This window comes from Sedimenticola thiotaurini (genome assembly GCF_001007875.1).
Lineage (GTDB): Bacteria > Pseudomonadota > Gammaproteobacteria > Chromatiales > Chromatiaceae > Sedimenticola > Sedimenticola thiotaurini.
Map to the genome: position 1 here is coordinate 1,347,692 of NZ_CP011412.1, position 19,859 is coordinate 1,367,550.

At 58.2% G+C, this 19,859-nt stretch carries 18 protein-coding genes; 3 read left to right on the forward strand and 15 right to left on the reverse strand.

The window, feature by feature from the left end; translation table 11 throughout:
- Window positions 1-14: 14 nt before the first annotated feature.
- Window positions 15-464 carry a PaaI family thioesterase gene (locus tag AAY24_RS06050; RefSeq protein ID WP_052761096.1) on the forward strand — a complete coding sequence of 150 codons (450 nt, stop codon included), beginning with the start codon at window positions 15-17 and terminating at the stop codon, window positions 462-464.
- Entirely contained in the window at window positions 457-906 is a 450-nt protein-coding gene (locus AAY24_RS06055) for a PaaI family thioesterase (RefSeq protein WP_046858918.1), read from the forward strand. Before AAY24_RS06050 ends, AAY24_RS06055 begins: the two co-directional genes overlap by 8 nt.
- Before the next feature lie 85 nt (window positions 907-991).
- On the opposite strand, the gene purF is transcribed toward AAY24_RS06055, so the two are convergent.
- The 15 genes from purF to leuC form a co-directional block, all read right to left on the reverse strand.
- A complete protein-coding gene (gene purF / locus AAY24_RS06060; protein ID WP_046858919.1) occupies window positions 992-2,506 on the reverse strand; it encodes an amidophosphoribosyltransferase in 1,515 nt (504 codons plus the stop codon).
- A 43-nt stretch (window positions 2,507-2,549) separates the two neighbouring features.
- Window positions 2,550-3,038 (reverse strand): CvpA family protein, encoded by a 489-nt coding sequence (locus AAY24_RS06065; RefSeq protein ID WP_046858920.1) that lies wholly within the window; start codon window positions 3,036-3,038, stop codon window positions 2,550-2,552.
- A 135-nt stretch (window positions 3,039-3,173) separates the two neighbouring features.
- The gene (locus tag AAY24_RS06070) at window positions 3,174-3,800 is read right to left on the reverse strand and encodes an SPOR domain-containing protein (RefSeq protein ID WP_199930506.1); all 627 of its coding nucleotides are present in this window, start codon (window positions 3,798-3,800) and stop codon (window positions 3,174-3,176) included.
- A 110-nt stretch (window positions 3,801-3,910) separates the two neighbouring features.
- Window positions 3,911-5,173 (reverse strand): bifunctional tetrahydrofolate synthase/dihydrofolate synthase, encoded by a 1,263-nt coding sequence (gene folC / locus AAY24_RS06075; RefSeq protein ID WP_046858922.1) that lies wholly within the window; start codon window positions 5,171-5,173, stop codon window positions 3,911-3,913.
- 139 nt (window positions 5,174-5,312) lie between these two features.
- Window positions 5,313-6,218, reverse strand: coding sequence for an acetyl-CoA carboxylase, carboxyltransferase subunit beta (gene accD, locus AAY24_RS06080; RefSeq protein WP_046858923.1), 906 nt, complete (start codon window positions 6,216-6,218; stop codon window positions 5,313-5,315).
- A gap of 70 nt (window positions 6,219-6,288) precedes the next feature.
- The gene (gene trpA, locus AAY24_RS06085; protein WP_046858924.1) at window positions 6,289-7,095 is read right to left on the reverse strand and encodes a tryptophan synthase subunit alpha; all 807 of its coding nucleotides are present in this window, start codon (window positions 7,093-7,095) and stop codon (window positions 6,289-6,291) included.
- On the reverse strand, window positions 7,092-8,276 hold the full coding sequence (gene trpB / locus AAY24_RS06090) for a tryptophan synthase subunit beta (protein WP_046861066.1): 1,185 nt from the start codon (window positions 8,274-8,276) through the stop codon (window positions 7,092-7,094). Before trpB ends, trpA begins: the two co-directional genes overlap by 4 nt.
- A gap of 19 nt (window positions 8,277-8,295) precedes the next feature.
- A complete protein-coding gene (locus tag AAY24_RS06095; RefSeq protein WP_046858925.1) occupies window positions 8,296-8,919 on the reverse strand; it encodes a phosphoribosylanthranilate isomerase in 624 nt (207 codons plus the stop codon).
- Between the two features lie 218 nt (window positions 8,920-9,137).
- On the reverse strand, window positions 9,138-9,914 hold the full coding sequence (gene truA, locus AAY24_RS06100) for a tRNA pseudouridine(38-40) synthase TruA (RefSeq protein WP_234422255.1): 777 nt from the start codon (window positions 9,912-9,914) through the stop codon (window positions 9,138-9,140).
- A 208-nt stretch (window positions 9,915-10,122) separates the two neighbouring features.
- Window positions 10,123-12,930, reverse strand: a complete 2,808-nt coding sequence (locus AAY24_RS06105; protein ID WP_046858927.1) for a FimV/HubP family polar landmark protein — start codon at window positions 12,928-12,930, stop codon at window positions 10,123-10,125.
- 200 nt (window positions 12,931-13,130) lie between these two features.
- Entirely contained in the window at window positions 13,131-14,156 is a 1,026-nt protein-coding gene (locus AAY24_RS06110; protein ID WP_046858928.1) for an aspartate-semialdehyde dehydrogenase, read from the reverse strand.
- 86 nt (window positions 14,157-14,242) lie between these two features.
- Entirely contained in the window at window positions 14,243-15,358 is a 1,116-nt protein-coding gene (gene asd / locus AAY24_RS06115; protein WP_046858929.1) for an aspartate-semialdehyde dehydrogenase, read from the reverse strand.
- 119 nt (window positions 15,359-15,477) lie between these two features.
- Complete coding sequence (gene leuB / locus AAY24_RS06120) at window positions 15,478-16,560, reverse strand: 3-isopropylmalate dehydrogenase (RefSeq protein WP_046858930.1); 1,083 nt, start codon at window positions 16,558-16,560, stop codon at window positions 15,478-15,480.
- A 134-nt stretch (window positions 16,561-16,694) separates the two neighbouring features.
- Window positions 16,695-17,333 carry a 3-isopropylmalate dehydratase small subunit gene (gene leuD / locus AAY24_RS06125; protein ID WP_046858931.1) on the reverse strand — a complete coding sequence of 213 codons (639 nt, stop codon included), beginning with the start codon at window positions 17,331-17,333 and terminating at the stop codon, window positions 16,695-16,697.
- Entirely contained in the window at window positions 17,333-18,736 is a 1,404-nt protein-coding gene (gene leuC / locus AAY24_RS06130; RefSeq protein WP_046858932.1) for a 3-isopropylmalate dehydratase large subunit, read from the reverse strand. The genes leuD and leuC overlap by 1 nt, the downstream gene beginning before the upstream one ends.
- A gap of 224 nt (window positions 18,737-18,960) precedes the next feature.
- Here leuC and AAY24_RS06135 point away from each other — a divergent pair, with 224 nt between their 5' ends.
- Window positions 18,961-19,842: a LysR family transcriptional regulator gene (locus AAY24_RS06135; RefSeq protein ID WP_046858933.1), complete on the forward strand. Its 882-nt coding sequence runs from the start codon at window positions 18,961-18,963 to the stop codon at window positions 19,840-19,842.
- Window positions 19,843-19,859: the final 17 nt, after the last annotated feature.

Here is a 19,859-nt window from a genome sequence, read left to right on the forward strand (position 1 = left end):
GTTACAGCTGACTTATGAATCAATTAACACACTATGCACCGGATGATGTTCAGGCGGTGATGGAACAGTTGCCACAGATCCGGGCACTGAGGTTGACCGTGGTGGATATGCAGCGGGGCTCCTGCCTGTTCCGGGTCGAATACGCCCCCCACCTGGTGGGTAACCTGGAAAGCGGCGTGATCCACGGTGGCGTTATCACCACCCTGCTGGACAGTGCCGGTGGTGCCGCCGCCTTTAGCGTGGCGCCACTCAACTCCACTGTGGCCACCCTGGACCTGCGGATCGACTATCTGAAAAAGGCGGAGCCGGGAAAATCCATACTGGGCTTTGCCGAGTGCTACCGACAGACCCCGCACATACTGTTCGTAAAGGGCCACGCCTACCACGACCAGCCGGAGGACCCGATTGCCCATTTTGTCGCCAGTTTCATGATTGGCTCAACAGGACCCGCCTCTGATGCATAACAGTGAATCCTCGTTGTTTGAAAAAGTGATGGCGCTGAAAGCGGCCGGTGAGTTTGCCGCTATCAGTGCCCTAATCCCCTACAGTGCCTTTGTCGGGCTCGAACTGGTTTCAGATGATCAGGGCCTGACCACCATTTTACGCGCAAAGCCGAGTAATGTTGGGAATAGCAGCATTCCCGCAGTGCATGGCGGTGTGGTTGGTGCGATGCTGGAACACGCCGGGGTGATGCACATTATCCACGAGTGTGAAATCAGCCGCTTCCCGAGGATTATCAATATTTCCGTGGATTACCTGCGACCCTGTCTGGGTAACCAGGATACCTTCGCCAGGGGTTACCTGATCAGGCAGGGCCGCAGTGTGTCCAATGTTCGGATAGAGGCGTGGCAGGCGGATCGGCAGCGACCGGTGGCTGCTGCCCATGCCCATTTTCTGATGGGTTAGGCGGCGGGATCTGTCGCGGCGGGACAGTGCGGTTTAAAAAGATGGGCACAGGCCATGTGCCCACCCTGCCAAAGGTCAGACACCGCTAGCGATTGTTGTGCAGGCCGATCACCACGTCTGCACCGGAACTATCGCCCTGCTTGGCCGAGTCATTACGGATCAGTTCCAACTGCTCCAGGTACTGGGGACTTACGTCCCCGGTCACGTACTGACCATCGAATACAGCGGTATCAAAACGTTTTACCGCCGACTTGTCCTCCTTCTTGACCGCCGCAATCAGATCTTCCAGATCCTGGAAGATCAGTCGATCGGCCCCAATGATCTCCTGCACTTCCTCGATGCTGCGATTAAAGGCCACCAGTTCGTGGGCCGATGGCATGTCGATACCGTACACATTGGGGTGTTTGACCGGCGGTGCAGCGGAGGCGAAATAGACCCGGGTGGCACCGGCCTCACGGGCCATCTGCACAATCTGCTGGGAGGTGGTGCCACGTACAATGGAGTCGTCCACCAGCAGTACCCTTTTATCCTTGAATTCTGAGTCGATCGCATTGAGTTTCTGCCGCACCGACTTCCGCCGCACCTGCTGGCCGGGCATGATGAAGGTTCGACCGATATAGCGGTTCTTGATAAAGCCCTCCGCATACTCCACGCCCAGCGCATTGGCCAGCGCCAGCGCGGCGGTACGGCTGGTATCGGGAATCGGGATAACCACGTCGATATCGTGATCGGGCCAGTCCCGTTGAATCTTGCTGGCCAGTTTGGCCCCCATACGGGAGCGGGCCTTGTGCACAAAGATATCGTCAATAATGGAGTCGGGACGGGCGAAATAGACAAACTCGAAAATGCAGGGGGTGTGTTCGGTATGGGCTGCGCAGACACAGCTATGCAGCTTGCCGGTCATATCGATATAGATCGCTTCACCCGGCGCCAGGTCCCGCACCAGTTCGAAATCCTGGGAATCAAGCGCCACGCTCTCAGAGGCGATCATGTATTCCGTACCCTGATCGGTCTCACGCTTACCAAACACAATGGGGCGGATACCGTGGGGGTCACGAAATGCCACCATGCCGTAACCGATGATCATGGCAACCGCGGCATAGCCACCCCGGGAACGACGGTGTACGGCCGCCACTGCCTTGAACACGTCATTCTCATCAATCCGCAGTTTACCCAGGCTGTGCAGCTCATGGGCAAACACGTTCAGCAGCACTTCCGAATCGGATGAGGTATTGATGTGGCGCAAATCTTCCCGGTACAGGTCACCCTTTAACTCATCGGCATTGGTCAGGTTGCCGTTATGGGCCAGGGTGATACCGTAGGGTGAGTTGACGTAGAAGGGCTGCGCCTCGGCCGATGACGAGCTGCCGGCGGTAGGGTAGCGGACATGGCCTATCCCCATATTCCCCTTCAGATTGATCATGTGTTCGGTCCTGAACACATCCCGCGCCAGGCCATTGTCCTTACGCAGATGAATTTTCCTGCCATCCAGAGTGACGATTCCAGCCGCATCCTGTCCACGATGCTGCAACACCATCAGCGCCTCGTAGATCCCTTGATTCACCGGGCTGTAACCGAAGATTCCGACAATACCACACATGATCCGTCTACCCTTGAGAGTCTTCTCAATCGTTAATCAAGCGTTAAACAAATTTAAACTTCTCGCCAATATCCGCAGGTAGCAGCTGTTTCAACCAGATAGCCAGCTCCTGAAAATATCCGATCAATTGTGACTCCTTCCACCAGGGATCGTTTGGAAAGGGTGTCAACCCCGCCAAAAGCACCAGTATCGCTACCAGTATAGCCCCCCGAGCTGCTCCAAACAGAATACCGATGAGCCGGTCGGTGCCACTCAGGCCGGTCTTGTCCACCAGCTGACCCATCAGGAAATTAACCAGCGCACCCACCATCAGGGTCGCGATAAAGAGTATCAGGAAAGCGGCACCGAGCCGGACCGAGGGTACGGTGAACCAGTCCAGTTGCAGTGCCAGTTTGCGGAAAAAGGTCCAGGCGACCCAGAAGGCGAGCACCCAGGCGGCTAGGGACAGGGCCTCACGCACGAAACCACGCATCAGACTGATAATCGCCGAAAGCCCAATAATGCCGAGAATGACGAAATCGATCCAGATCATTCAGAACAGGCCTGGGTAGTGGGTAGAAACCTAAAACTCATAAAAGGAATTTTTATCTTTGAAAGCGGTTAATTTTATCAGAGGCTCATAGGGAGCAGAAGCGATTAATGTCATGCTGACCGATCAGCCCCCCTATCAAGGATAGGATCTGACTCTGCCCTTTAAATCCAGTGACTTTATATCCTTGTTCAGCTTGACCAGCATCTGGTCTGCCAGTTTCCGATCAACTTCCGGCCCCACCATGACCCGGAACAGGGTCTTGCCATCCACAGCGGCCTGTTCCATAAAGGCGGCATACTTCATGTTGCGAATGGTCTCCACCAGCTTCTCCGCATTCTCCCGATTGGAGAAACTGCCCACCTGGATCACCCAGGCGGCCAGCCCTTCCCGGGGCTGCACAGGCTGGGGTTTTTCTACCGGCGGGGCTTGGACAGGCGGCGCCTTGTTCTCCGCCACTGTGGGTACCGCAGTCTGTTCGACAGGTGCAGTGGGTTCGGGCGTCTCCGGAGTTGGGGCAGGTGCCGGCGGCGGCGTCAGGGGCACAATCTCCGGCCGCTGTGACAGCGGTGGAATCGACAACTCCTCATCCTCGGCTGGAATCACCCGGGAAGAGAAATCCTGCGCTGGTTTGGGCGGTATATTGGTTTCAGTAATGCCGCTTTCCACCATCGGCTCATCATCCAACAGCATGGGCACGAAGATCACTACCAGTGACACCAGCACCGTCGCCCCTACCAGGCGTTTTTTTAATGTTTCATCCACGTCGTATATCCTATACCCATTTACAGGCCGTTCCTATTATAGGGACGGATCGAACCACCGTTCCAGCCCCCCGGCAAGAATAGATCCGGGCATCCACTGATCGTCCTGCCTCAGAGCAGTTTGACCACATCACCCACACTGTAGAAGGATCCGAACACCACAATACGATCACCCTCGCCAGCACTCTCCCTGGCAGCCGCGAAGGCCGCTGCCACATGGTCGAAATCGCGCCACTGCTGCGGTTCTATCCCCTGGTTCTGCAGCGCCTCATGTAATCGGGAGAGGCTGGCTGCCCGCCCCGTATCGATGGGAAACAGATACCACTCATCGATGCGTGAAGAGACCGCCTGCACCACCCGTTCAATATCCTTGTCCGCCAGCATGGAGAAAACAGCAATGGTTCGACCGTGACAGAACATGTCACCCAGATTGCCGGAGAGTGCCTGGGCAGCCTGGGCGTTGTGCGCCACATCCAGGATCACCTGGGGATCACGCCCAACCACCTGGTAGCGGCCAAACAGCTGGGTCTCCTGCAATCCGTAACGGATCGACTGCTGATCCAGCGGCAATGCATCGCGCAACAGCTCCAGCACCATCAGAGCGGCAGCCGCATTCTGCAACTGGTAGTCTCCGCGCATATAGGGCAGCGGCAGTGAATGGCGGGGATGATCCCCATGCAACCAGTCCCAGCCCTGATCCTGCCGGCGCCACTGGTAGTCCTGCCCGGCCCGTAACAGCCTGGCACCGGTCTGATCAGCCACCTGCTGTATGGAGTCCGGCATCGCATCAGCGGCAAACACCACCGGCCGGCCGCCCCGCATGATGCCGGCTTTTTCCCGGCCAATCAGCTCCCGGGTTTCACCCAGCCAGTCAGTGTGATCTATCTCCACGTTGGTGATCAGGGCCACATCAGCGTCGATGATATTGACCGCATCCAGGCGTCCGCCCAGGCCGACCTCCAGCACCACCACGTCCAGCCCGGCGCCGGCAAACAGATCAAGAGCCGCCAGTGTACCGAACTCGAAATAGGTAAGTTGGCTCTCCCCACGGGCCTGGTCAACTCGTTCAAATGCCTCGCAAAGCTGGTCATCCGTGACCGGTTTGCCGTCAATCAGAATACGCTCGTTATAACGTACCAGGTGCGGCGAGGTATAACAGCCAACCCGGTAGCTGGCAGAGCGCAACATCGCCTCCAGGAATCCCACACAGGAACCCTTGCCGTTGGTACCCCCCACTGTGATCACCTTGCAGTCCAGCGGCGCCGCACGAAGCTGCTGCCAGACCGCACTGACCCGCTCCAGGCCCAGCTCGATCTCTTTCGGATGCAGCTGGCTTTGCCAGTCCAGCCACTCATCAAGGTTGTTAAAGCGCATAGGGATATCTACCTGTAGACAGGATCAGGGCCACCCTGTCCAGGGCACTCAAAGCATTGCTGCGGCATCGTGCCCATCCGGACAGGGTTCAGGGCAGGACACCCGACGACCTGAACAGAGCCGGCGGGATTTCCACCGCTTACTCGGTCGGTGTCGCCAGGGCGACGGAGTCGTCCGCAGGTTTGTTGGGTTTGGGTTGATGGGTCAGGATACTCAGCAGATCAGCCAGCTTGTCGCGCATCTCGCGCCGGTCGATGATCATGTCCAGGGTGCCGTGTTCCAGCAAAAACTCGCTGCGTTGGAATCCGTCCGGCAGGGTCTCCCGCACGGTCTGCTCAATCACCCGGGGTCCGGCAAAGCCGATCAGGGCATTCGGCTCGGCCACGTTCAGATCCCCCAGCATGGCGAAACTGGCGGAGACTCCACCGGTGGTGGGGTCGGTCAACACGGAAATGTATGGAATCCCCTGCTCCCGCATCTTGTGCAGGGCTGCACTGGTCTTGGCCATCTGCATCAGGGAGAAGAGCGACTCCTGCATCCGGGCGCCACCACTGGCGGCAAAGCAGATGAAGGGTATGCGCTGCTCCAGCGCCACATTGACCCCCTGGACAAACTTCTCGCCCACCACGGAACCCATGGAGCCCCCCATAAAGCTGAATTCAAAGGCCGCCGAAACCACCGGCAGACCTTTCAGGGTGCCCTGCAAGACAATCAGTGCATCCTTCTCTCCCGTCGCCTTCTGGGCCTGGGTGAGCCGGTCCTTGTACTTTTTACTGTCTTTGAATTTGAGCGGATCGGTGGGTGATAACTCGTTGGCGATCTCGCTGGTGGAATCGGCATCGAGAAACGCCTCCAGACGCTTGCGTGCGCCGATCCGGTTATGGTGGCTGCACTTGGGGCAGACGTCGAGATTGCGCTCCATCTCGGCGCGGTAGAGGACTGCGCCACAGCCGGGACACTTGGTCCAAAGACCTTCTGGAACCGCCCGCTTGTTGCCACCTTCCGTACGGATACGGCTCGGCATCAGTTTTTCAAACCAACTCATGGTTAAATCCTGTCTATGCTCTGTATAGCTTAAGCTGGAATGCGTGGATCAGTATCCTGCCGCACCCCGGTTAATTCAGGTCAATGGCATGACGCATATCGGAGAGAATCCCGGCTACGGCCGGTGCAATCGCCGCCGGCGTTTCACGCAACTCTTCAATACGTCTCACCAGTACACTGCCCACAATAACTGCATCCGACACCTGTGCCACGGACCGGGCCATTTCGGCATCCTTGATGCCAAACCCGACCCCCACTGGCAGTTGGGTATGCCGGCGTATCCGGTCGGTCATGGCCGACACTTCATCGATTGCCAGATGGGCGGCACCCGTAATACCTTTTACCGAGACATAATAGACAAATCCACTGGCCGTATCACAGATACGCTGCATTCGATCTTCAGTGGTGGTGGGTGCCATCAGAAATATGGGATCGATATCCCGTGGGCGCAGGGATGAGAGCAGGTCATCCGCCTCTTCCGGCGGCAGATCCACCGTCAGGACGCCATCCACCCCCGCCTCCTCGGCAGCCAGGGCAAACCCCTCGTAGCCCATCACTTCAATGGGATTCAGATACCCCATCAGGATGACCGGAGTGGTCTGATCCTGCTCCCGGAAACTGTGTACCATGGCCAGCACATCCCGCAGGCTGACGCCGTGCTCAAGGGCCCGCTCGCTGGCGCGCTGGATCACCGGACCATCCGCCATCGGATCGGAAAAGGGCACGCCCAGTTCGATGATATCGGCCCCGGCCGCCACCATGGCGTGCATCAACGGCACCGTGATGCCCGGCTCCGGATCCCCGGCGGTAACAAATGGGATGAGCGCAACCCGCCCCTGCTCTTTCAACTGTTTGAAGCAATTACTGATTCTGCTCATAGTTTCAGTCCATCCAGTGCTGCCACGGTGTGCATATCCTTGTCACCACGACCGGAGAGATTAACCAGTATGGTCCGCTGCTGATCCATTTCCCGGGCCAGCTTGAGGGCATAGGCGATGGCATGACTCGACTCCAGGGCCGGGATAATACCCTCCACCCGGGTCAGGGTGTGGAATGCCGCCAACGCCTCCTGATCGGTAGCCGCCACGTACTTGGCACGGCCCACATCCTTCAACCAGGCGTGTTCGGGACCGACCCCCGGATAGTCCAGGCCGGCCGAGATGGAGTGGGTCTCAATGATCTGGCCGTTGGGATCCTCCATAAGATAGGTGCGGTTACCATGCAGCACGCCAGGTGTTCCGGCACAAAGTGGCGCCGCGTGACGCCCGGAATCGAGCCCGTCACCCGCCGCTTCAACACCGTAGATGGCCACCGAGCTGTCGTTCAGGAAGGGATAGAAGAGCCCGATCGCATTGGAGCCACCACCCACACAGGCCACCAGCGCATCCGGCAGATCACCGGTCTGCTCCTGCATCTGCAACTTGGCCTCACGCCCGATGACCGCCTGAAAATCCCGCACCATGGCCGGATAGGGATGGGGTCCGGCCACCGTGCCGATAATATAGAAGGTATCGTCGATATTGGTCACCCAGTCCCGCATCGCCTCATTCAGGGCATCCTTGAGCGTCCTGGAGCCGGACTTCACCGACTCAACCCGGGCACCCAGCAGCTTCATGCGATAGACATTGGCCTCCTGACGGGCAATATCCACCTCGCCCATATAGACCACGCACTCCAGACCCAGTCTGGCGGCGACCGTGGCGGTGGCCACGCCGTGTTGACCGGCACCGGTCTCGGCAATAATGCGGGTCTTGCCCATCCGCTTGGCCAGCAGCGCCTGACCGATGGTGTTGTTCACCTTGTGCGCGCCGGTATGATTGAGATCCTCACGTTTCAGGTAGATCTGGGCGCCGCCATTCTCCCGACTCAACCGCTGGGCGTAGTAGACCGGCGATGGACGTCCCACATAGTTGGCCAGATCGGCATCCAGCTCGGCCAGAAAAGTCGCATCCTGCATATATTTTTCATAGGCAGCGCGCAGCTCTTCCAGCGGCTCCATCAAGGTTTCGGAGACAAACAGGCCGCCATAGGGGCCGAAATGCCCCCGGGCATCCGGCATATGGGTGAAATCTACGGTTTTATCGGTTGGCACGCTCTACTCCTCGCATGAATGCCCTGATCTTTTCTGCATCCTTGATACCCTTCTCCCGTTCCACGCCGCCACTGACATCAACCGCGTAGGGGCTGCTCTGTCGAATGGCATCTTCCACATTGTCCGGGGAGAGCCCACCGGCCAGGATAATCCGGCTCCCCATACTCGCCGGGATACGTTCCCAGTCAAAAGTAGCACCGGTGCCGCCCGGTTTGCCGGGTTGATAACTGTCCAGCAACAATCCCTGCGCGGAGTGGTAGAGCCTGTCCTGCTCGGCCAGATCCACACCGGGACGCATACGCACTGCCTTGATGTAGGGGCGACCCTGTCCTGCGCAGAAGGCCGGGCTCTCGTCACCATGGAACTGCAGCAGATCCAGTGGCACGCTCTTCAGCACCTCCGCCACCTCGTCGGCCGCAGCATTCACAAACAGTCCGACCGCAGTGACAAAGGGCGGCAGGTTGTGAATGATCTGTGCTGCCCGGGATAGACTGATAGCCCGCGGACTCGGCTGATAGAACACCAGTCCGATCGCATCCGCGCCTGCTTCGACCGCAGCAGCAGCATCTTCAGGACGGGTGATACCGCAAATTTTTACCCGGGTTCTCATAAAACAGTTAACAATACAGGATCGTGGTGAATTGAGAAAGATCTTACCCGCTATCGGGATCGAACGCAGTCTAAAAAAATCCTGCTCAGCGGTGCAAACTGATCCGCCCCCCTGCGTCCAAGACCACGAAGAATACAACAGTGATCTCTCTACATCATCCGCTGTTCGCTGACCAGCCGGGTAAGCGGATAAAGGCAGCGGTCAATTCACGACGCCGGCTACTCCCCGCCGCCATGGATTGGCAACCGGTACTCCTCCGGATAGCCCACATGCACCAGGTAGAGCCCTTCCGGCGGGGCGGTCACCCCACCCAGGGTGCGATCCCGATACTCCAGCACCTCCCGGCTCCACTCCACCGGCTGCTCACCCTTGCCAATGGCAATCAACACGCCGGCAATGTTGCGGACCATGTGGTGCAGAAAGGCATTGGCGGTCACTTCGATCACGACCCGATCATCCTGGCGGGTCACCTGGAGCCTGGTGATGGTTCTGACCGGACTTTTGGCCTGGCAGCCCACCGCACGGTAGGAGGAGAAATCATGGGTACCCAGCAGATGTTCAGCCGCCGCCTGCATGGGTTCCACATCCAGGGACTGGTGAATCCAGACTGCCCGGTGACGCCAGATCGCTGAACGGGTGGGTCGGTTCAGTATCACATAGCGATAACTGCGGCTGGTGGCGGAAAAGCGCGCATGGAACGATTCCGGCACTTCCCGGACCCAGTTCACATTCACATCATCAGGCAGATTGACGTTGGTCCCCAGCAACCAGCCCCGCATGGCCCGTACCGAGGGGGTGTCAAAGTGAATCACCTGGCCTTCTCCATGGACGCCTGTATCGGTTCTGCCGGCACAATGGGTACGTACCGGATGGGCCGCCACTTTAGAGAGAGCGGTCTCCAGCATCAGTTGTACGGTGCGCACACCGGATTTCTGCAACTGCCAGCCATGGAACGATGAGCCGTCATACTCAATGCCCATTGCTAAACGCGTCATAATGTTGTGTCCCTGGTTCGCCATTTTTCGGAAGGATTGATACGGTGCGCTATCTTACCCGAAATTTTTCATCCCAACGCCACCGGCGTTTCTGCCTGGGGTAACCGGCTGACATAACACCTGGCCAACCAGCTAACGACAATTAACGGCCCAAAACGAAGGAAGGCGCACCAGGGTGCGCCTTCCTAAACGTTGCTGGTAAAGGGTATCAGGAAATCTGATCCAGCAACTTCCGGGCCTCGGCCTGCTGGCCTTCATTACCCTCTTTCACCACTTCGTCGAGGATACTCCTGGCCCCTTCGGCATCTTCCATCTCCACGTAGGCACGGGCAAGATCCAGCTTGGTATTGATTTCATCCGCGAGATCCTGATCCGAGTCTTCAAGTTGCACCTCGCTGTCTCCTTCCTCAGCCAGATCGTCCAGGGAGAAGGATTCATCCAGATCGAGCGAGGTCTCTTCACTCTCAGCATCCAGTTCCAGAGAATCAAACATCTGGGAATCGCCCTCTTCCAGCGACAGTGAGTCACTGAAATCCAGCACTGCATCGCCCAACTCCTCGGCTTTACTCTCGGCATCCAGTTTCAACTCATCCGCCTCAGCACTCTCCAACGGATCTTCGATCGACAACGCGCCGTCCACATCCATATCGCTGAGTGTCAGGTCGGTATCTGCATCGGCTTCTTTTGAGTCTTCGGTCTGATCCAGTCCGAAGTCATCTCCCAACTCCAGCCCCTCAACATCGTCAAGCGACAGAACTTCGTCATCTGCCTCAGGTACTGATGGCTGGGCCGAATCTTCCGAGTCAAATCCCAGATCGGTACTGATCTCATCCAGGTTGGACTGCAGCAGTTCACTGTCCAGGCTGAGATCATTCAGATCCTCCAGATCAGTGAACTCAGAGTGCTTCTCCATGTCCAGTGCACTAACCGACTCCAACTCCTCGGTCGCATCCAGATCTACCGTGCTGGAAGGCTCATCCAGGTCAAGACCATTATCCAATCCCAGTTCATTCTCCAGGGAAGTGAGTTCGTCTTCATCCAGTTCAGACTGACCCGCCTGGGCGGCACCCGCAAACAGGGCGTGGCCCGCGGCCAGTTGCGCACCCATGGAGGCAATCTTGCCCCAGGCGGCCGGATCTTTCTTGTCCAGCCCATCGGCCGCGGCACTTTCCGCCAACTCGACAAAGGCGTCCTTGTCCTTGGTGGCGTATAGAATCTCCAGCAGTTTGAATTTCAGCTCTTCCCGATCAGGCGATTTCTCCATGGCCTGGCGAATCAGCTCTTCAGCCTGCTGGTAGCGGCCGTAAGCGATATAGACATCGGCTTCTGCCAGCGGATCCACCTCACCGGTTTCGTCCTGCAAGGCATCGATATCGCTGGGAGAGAAATCACTCAGGAACGAGGTCTCTTCGGTTGGGTGCGATGGCGCTTCGGGGGCCACATCAGCCGCCACCTGTTCGGAATCACCCTCGTCAATCGTGCTGATCAGGATGCTCTCCTGGAAATCTGCACTGCTGGAACGACGCCGGCTGATGGCCACCCAGAGCAGCGCCAGCAGCACCACAATACCGGCCACCGCCACGCCCAGCATGGTGGTGTCTCCAGTGATCATATCCAGCAGACCCTGCTCCTTGGCTGGAGCGGGTGCCGGAGTGGGTTTCGGCTCCGGTTCAGGCTGTACGACAGGTTCTGCCGGCTCCTGCTCCATCACCGCGGTACTCTCTGTCTCCTCCATGATTGAAGAGGACATCTGCTCGCTTTCAGCAGAGGTATCCGGAGCAACCGTTTCCTCATCCATAATCACAGGTGCATCCGCATCTGCGCTGTCACCCTCGGCTGGCAGCAGGATCTCCTGATCCATGCCGCTGGCCTCCGGTGCTACCTCTGCCTCTGCCTCGGACTCCGCCTCGGCTTCCGGCGCTGCTTCAGTATCCTCGCTGATAACAGGACTCTCTTCAGGGGTTACCGGGCTATCCGCCGCAACACCCGCCTGCAACCGGGACAACTGCTCGCTCTTGAGCGTCAGCAGTCGCTGCAGATCTTCCAGTTGGGATTCCAGATCCTCTACCCGGGAGCGCACATTCTCGGCTTCCTGCAGCGCCGCTTCCTTAGCCTCTTCCGAGGCGATCAGATCCTGTCTCAAGCGCTCCAGTTCAGCGCCCGGCCCGGTACCCTCACTTGGACCGGCTTCGCCCTCACCGGAGGGCCTCGCAGAGGCAATTTTCAGCTCAGCTTCCGGTTCTGGCGTGGCGGGTGCCGTACTGTCCATGGCCACGCTCTGGTCGGCGGTGGTCTCATCGGCGGCCATCTCGGTCGGCTTGCTGTCGGCCTGCCAGTCCTGCAGCTGTTCCTGGTAGGCGATGGAGGCCTCACGGCGACTCAACTCAAGCACTTCCTCGGCTTTCGGGATGCGGAGGATCTGGCCCACCTTGAGATTATTGATATTCTGATCGATGAATGCCTGGGGATTGGCCCGCTGCAGTGCAATCATCATCTGCACCATGGTGGCGCCTTCGGTCCGCACCTGCCGGGCGATACCCCACAAGGTATCGTTACGCTGGGTCGGGCCATATTCGGTAGCAGACGGACCACCCGCCCACGCCACATCTGAAGGGGTTACCGCTGAACTGCCGCCGGATGTTGCAGCGGGCGCGCTCGCCTGCCGGGTCGGGGCGGATTGCATCGGTGCCTGCTGTACCGCTGCCGGCCGTCGATCCAACGTAACCGGCGGATCAAGCAATACGGTGTATTCACGCAGCAGCTTGCCTTTCGGCCAGTTTACTTCAACGAGAAAGTTAAGGAAGGGCTCGCGAATCGGATCACGACTGGACACCCGGATAACGGCCTTTCCATCAGCAGTCTCTTCCGCTTTGAAGCGGAGTTTGCTGAGGATAAATGGACGCTCCAGACCCGAGCGGCGGAACGCCTCCGGACTGGCCAGCGTCACATTGATATCGGCAATCTCATCCTGATCCACCGAAAGCAGGTCAATCTCTGCATCAAAATACTGGTTCAACGCAGAATTAAGGTGGATGTTCCCCAGCCCTACCGCAAATGTGCTGAACGGTGATATTCCCAATACCAAGGCTACTGCCAAGGATAACTTACGCACCATGTCTCCCCCTTCCATACCCACTTTCCATAAAATCCAGACAGGAAAATCCGGCAAATACCCACAACATAGAATGAACTTAATATTTGTCGCCTAACTATAGCTTACAAATAGCCTTTTTCCAAAATCTCGGCAATCTGTATAGTGTTAAGTGCAGCACCTTTTCTCACATTATCAGACACAATCCACAAATTGAGTCCCCGTGGATGGGAAATATCCTCCCGGATACGCCCCACAAATGTACCATCCCGACCCGCCGATTCAGTCACCGGGGTGGGATATCCATCATCATCTGTCTCGTCGACCACCTCTATGCCCGGCGCACCCGACAGCAACTCCCGGGCCTGTAGCGCACTGATCTTGTCCCGGGTTTCAATATGTACCGCCTCGGAGTGACCATAGAACACCGGCACCCGCACAGCGGTGGCATTGACCTGAATCGATTCGTCGCCCAGGATCTTACGGGTCTCCCACACCATTTTCATCTCTTCCCGGGTGTAGCCGTTTTCCATCATCTGGTCAATCCGGGGCAAAACGTTAAAGGCTATCTGCTTGGGAAACACATGCGGTGTGATCTTCTGACCATTCAGCAGCCGAGCGGTCTGGCCGGCCAGTTCCTCGACTGCCCGGCGTCCCGCACCGGAAACAGACTGGTAAGTGCAGACATTAATGCGCTCGATACCAACCGCGGAATGGATCGGTTTCAGGGCCACCAGCATCTGCATGGTGGAGCAGTTCGGATTGGCAATAATACCATGCTGACGGTAATCGGCGATCCGCTCCGGATTCACTTCCGACACCACCAGTGGAATCCCCTCATCATAACGGAACCGGGAAGTGTTATCGATGCAGATACAGCCGGCTTCGACCGCTTTCGGAACATACTCTGCCGAAACCGCTGCACCAGCAGAGAACAGGGCAATCCGCACCTGGGAGAAATCAAAGTCGGCCAGATCCTGCACCACCAGGTGCGTCTCTCCGAAGGAGACCCGCTTGCCGACCGAACGACTGCTGGCCAGAGCATGTACGGTGCCGACCGGGAAATTCCGCTCATCAAGAATTGAAAGCATCGCCTCGCCGACCGATCCGGTGGCGCCCACAATGGCGATAGCCACTTTCTTATCTGTCATTCACCTGCCTCATAAATGGAAAAGGGAGTTGCCTCAACAGCCGCTAGATGCTGCCAAGCCAACTCCCGGTCTGTCTCTATTTCAGATCAGTCCTGAAGCAGGATGCGCAGCATGCGCCGAAGCGGTTCCGCAGCGCCCCAGAGTAACTGATCACCGACCGTGAATGCCGAGAGGTAGTCCTCACCCATGGAAAGTTTTCGCAGACGCCCGACCGGCACACTCAAGGTACCGTTCACCACTGCTGGCGTCAGTTCCTGGACAGTGCGTTCCCGATCATTGGGAATCACCTTGACCCAGTCATTGGCCTCCGCCAGCATGCCTTCGATCTCGTCTATCGGCAGATTCTGCTTTAACTTGATAGTCAGGGCCTGACTGTGGCAGCGCATTGCGCCGACGCGCACACAAAGCCCATCGATTGGAACCGGATTGGACTCCCGGCCAAGAATCTTGTTGGTTTCAGCTCCACCCTTCCACTCTTCCCGACTCTGTCCGTTGGGCAGTTGGGTGTCGATCCAGGGAATCAGGCTGCCGGCCAGAGGTACACCGAAGTTGTCAGTGGGGAACGCTTCGCTGCGCATGGCGGCGGCCACATCCCGGTCAATATCCAGAATGGCGGATGCGGGATCGGCCAGCAGAGTCTCGACGGAGGCGTGGGCAGCCCCCATCTGGGCCAGCAGTTCACGCATGTTCTTGGCACCGGCACCGGAGGCGGCCTGGTAGGTCATGGCACTGGCCCACTCCACCTGATCCCGGTTAAACAGGCCACCCAAAGCCATCAGCATCAGGCTGACAGTGCAGTTGCCGCCAATGAAATCCTTCACACCGGAGGCCAGGGCGCTCTTGATCACATCCATATTGACCGGATCAAGAATAATCACGCTGTCCTGCTCCATGCGCAGAGCGGAGGCCGCATCAATCCAGTAGCCTTTCCAGCCGGCACCACGCAGATCCTTGAACACCTGCTTGGTGTAATCGCCACCCTGACAGGAGACGATGGCATCCATCGCCTTCAGCTCATCAATATTGGTGGCATCCTTGAGGGCGGGTATCGCCTTGCCGATATCGGGGCCAGCCTGCCCCACCTGCGAAGTGGTGAAAAAGACCGGCTCTTCGATCAGATCAAAGTCTTTCTCTGCGAGCATCCGCCCCATGAGGACCGAGCCCACCATGCCACGCCAGCCGACAAAACCTACCCGTTTCATTGCTATCACCTGTTCCTGTAAATAGAAAAATCGTTAATTGAGCCGCGCTTCCTGACGGCCTTTGACTGCGGACTGGGGATCGTGAACTCACCCCAATCCGCACACCAGACTAAAGCGGTTCAGCCTGCCCGCAGCGCAGCGACTACCGCGTCACCCATCGCTTCGGTACCCACTTTCTGGGTGCCCTCGGAGTAGATGTCGGGCGTGCGCAGCCCCTGATCCAGGGTCTTGTTGACCGCCTGCTCGACCCGATCGGCCATCGCCTCCTCATTCAGGGAGTAGCGCAACAGCATGGCGACGGAGAGTATGGTGGCCAGCGGATTGGCCACGCCCTGACCGGCGATATCCGGTGCGGAACCGTGGATCGGCTCGTACATACCCTTGCCGTTCTCGTCCAGGGAGGCGGACGGCAGCATGCCGATGGAGCCGGTCAACATGGAGGCACAGTCGGACAGAATATCCCCAAACATGTTGGTCGTCACCATCACATCGAACTGTTTCGGCGCACGCACCAGTTGCATGGCGGCGTTATCCACGTACATGTGGGAGAGTTCCACCTCCGGATAGTCGGCCCCAACCTTTACCGCCACATCACGCCACATCTCGGTACACTCCAGCACGTTGGCCTTGTCCACCGAGCAGAGGCGCTTGTTGCGTTTCATGGCGATATCCATCGCCACACGAACGATACGATCCACCTCGGACTCTTTATAAATCAGGGTGTTAAAACCCTCTTTTTCACCATTCTCCAGCTCCCGCACACCCCTCGGCTGACCGAAGTAGATGCCGCCGGTCAATTCCCGCACGATCATGATATCCAGACCGGCCACCACTTCCGCCTTCAGAGTGGAGGCATCCGCCAGTTGGGGATAGAGAATGGCGGGACGCAGGTTGGCAAACAGACCCAGCTCCTTGCGGATACCCAGCAGACCCTTTTCGGGCCGCACCGAGATATCCAGCGGCTCCCACTTGGGGCCACCCACTGCGCCCAGCAGCACCGCATCGGACTCCTTAGCCATATCCAGGGTCGACTGGGGCAGCGGATCACCGGCAGCATCATAGGCTGCACCGCCGATCAGCGCCTCATCCATATCGATATCCAGACCGAACTCATCACGCAGACAGGCCAAAACCTTGACGGCCTCATTGACGATCTCGGGACCGATGCCGTCACCCGGCAGTACCAGAATATTCTTGCTCATTATTTGATTCCTAGAAGATTTTGCCTACGGGAAGGGGCAGGAGCGGTCCTGGCCGGGCAAGACGCCTGAACAGAGACTCTATTCGCGACTCGAGCCGCTCCTGATAACTATCCGTTCGCCGTATAGCTGATTTGTTAATTAAATATCCATGGCGCCTTGGCCTGACGCTGTTTTTCGAAGGCGGCAATCTCGTCACTGTGACGCAGGGTCAGACCGATATCATCCAATCCCTCCAGCAGGCACTGCTTGCGGAACTCATCCACATCGAACTTGATCACTTCGCCATCAGCCAGGGTGAGGGTCTGAGCTTCCAGATCCACCGTGATCTGCAATGCCTGCCCACCGGTCGCCTTGTCAAACAGCCCGTCAATCTGGGCACTGCTCAGCCGGATCGGCAGGATGCCGTTCTTGAAACAGTTATTGAAAAAGATATCGGCAAAGCTGGGCGCCAGAATCACCTTGAAGCCGTAGTCGGCCAACGCCCAGGGGGCGTGTTCGCGGGACGAGCCACAACCGAAATTATCCCGCGCCAGCAGTACCTGGGCACCGGCATAACGGGGATCGTTCAACACGAACGACTCGTTCAGCGGACGATTGCTGCAGTCCATATCCGGCTCGCCGTGATCCAGGTAGCGCCACTCGTCAAACAGGTAAGGGCCAAAGCCGGTCCGTTTGATCGACTTGAGAAACTGCTTGGGAATGATGGCATCGGTATCCACATTGGAACGATCCAGCGGGGCCACCACACCGGTAAATGTTTTAAACGCTTCCATCAGAGCCCCCTCACATCAACAAAATGACCCATGACAGCGGCGGCAGCCGCCATCGCCGGACTGACCAGATGGGTACGCCCACCCTGCCCCTGGCGTCCTTCAAAGTTACGATTCGAGGTGGAGGCGCAGCGCTCACCCGGTTTCAGCCGGTCCGCGTTCATCGCCAAGCACATGGAACAGCCCGGTTCGCGCCATTCGAAGCCGGCCTCGATAAAGATCTTGTCCAGCCCTTCCGCTTCCGCCTGCTGTTTCACCAGTCCGGTGCCCGGCACCACCAGCGCCTGCACGATATTGGGCGCCACCTTGCGACCCTTGGCAACCGCCGCCGCGGCACGCAGATCCTCGATCCGGCCATTGGTACAGGAGCCGATAAAGACATGATCGGGACGGATCTCCACCAGCGGCGTACCCGCTTTCAATCCCATGTACTCAAGGGCACGGCGCATGCCGTCCGCCTTGGTGGGATCAGTTTCCTGGTCCGGATCAGGCACGACCCCATCGATCGGCAACACCATCTCCGGGGAAGTACCCCAGGTGACCTGGGGCTGAATCTCGCTGGCGTCGATGTGTACCACTGCGTCGAACTCGGCCCCGGCATCGGAGTGCAGTTCCCGCCAGGCCGCCTCGGCCTGCTCCCACAGCTCACCCTTGGGGGCATAGGGGCGACCCTTGAGGTAGTTGATGGTGGTATCATCCACCGCCACCAGTCCCGCCCGGGCGCCGGCTTCAATCGCCATGTTACAGACCGTCAGACGCCCTTCCATGGTGAGATTGCGGATCGCCTCACCACCGAATTCGATCACGTAGCCGGTGCCGCCCGCGGTACCCAGCACACCGATAATCTTCAACACGATATCCTTGGCGGTGACACCCGGCCCCACCTCGCCGTCCACGCTCACCAGCATCGACTTGGATTTTTTCTGGATCAGTGTCTGGGTGGCCAGCACGTGCTCCACCTCGGAGGTGCCGATACCGAACGCCAGGGCGCCAAACGCGCCGTGGGTGGCGGTATGGGAGTCACCACACACCACGGTCATGCCGGGCAGGATCAGGGCCTGCTCGGCGCCCATCACATGCACCACGCCCTGACGCACATCGGACATGCCGAATTCGGTAATACCGAACTCCGCGCAGTTCCGGTCCAGGGTCTCCACCTGCAGTCGGGCTATGGGGTCATCGATACCCTGGGAACGACCCAGGGTAGGGACATTGTGGTCGGGGGTTGCGATCGTGGCGCTGGTACGCCAGGGCTTCCGTCCGGCAATCCGCAGGCCTTCGAAAGCCTGGGGAGATGTCACTTCATGTACCAGCTGCCGATCTATATAGAGTAACGTGGTACCGTCCTCATCGGTCCGCACCACGTGCTCCTGCCAAATCTTGTCGTAGAGTGTTTTTGCGCTCATCGTCCTGCCACCTGTTATTGGAAACGGAAGGATAAACCCCGGATAGATATAAAACAAATTCATCTTTTTTATGTTTATAATTCTTTTCAGGAATAGCGAACGGTCACCCGGTAGATTGGAGTGACAAGAGACTCCCCCCTGATTTGGGGATAGGGCCAGTACCCCATTCATCCGCCCCCCGTTCCGCGACCCCGGTCCACCCATTAATTCGGCGGTTATTTTTCATGGATATCAACGCATTAAAGGCATTCCTCGCAGTGGCGGAAAGCACCTCCTTCTCACTGGCTGCTGAACAGCTGCACCTGACCCAACCGGCGGTCAGCAAGCGGGTCGCCGCCCTGGAAGATGAGCTGAACGTGCGGCTGTTCGATCGCATCAGCCGCAAAATCAGCCTGACCGAGGCGGGCCGACAACTGCTGCCCCGGGCCCGCAAGATCATCTACGACCTGGAGGACATCAGCCGCAGCATCTCCAATCTGAATGGTGAGATAAGCGGCAAACTGACTATGGGAACCAGTCACCACATCGGATTACGGCGCTTGCCACCGGCGCTCAAGCGTTACAGCCGGCGTTTTCCCGAGGTGCAGCTGGATATCCGCTTCATGGATTCGGAAACCGCCTGCAGCGCCGTACTACAGGGGGATCTGGAACTGGCCATTGTCACCCTGCCCACGGAGCCGATCAGCAACCTGACGACCCAGCCGATCTGGGATGATCCGTTGCTGTTTGTGGTCTCCACCGAACACCCGCTGGCCGCTCGTCAACAAGTCTCCCTGAGCGACCTGACCCGTCACCAGGCGGTGCTGGTTGGCCAGGGCACTTATACCCAGCGGATTCTGGAACGGGCCCTGCAACCACTGAACCTGAAGCTGGATATCAGCATGGCCACCAACTATTTCGAAACCCTGAAAATGATGGTCTCCATCGGCCTGGGCTGGAGTCTCCTGCCGGAGACCATGACCCATGATCCCGAGTTAAAGGTCCTGGATATCCGGGAAGTGCAGTTGACCCGTACCCTGGGAGCTGTCATCCACACCAACCGGTCCCTCTCCAATGCAGCCCGGGCCATGGTGGATGCCTGTCTGGAGGAGTCGGCCCGGGCTTAGTCGATCTGACGGTCCAG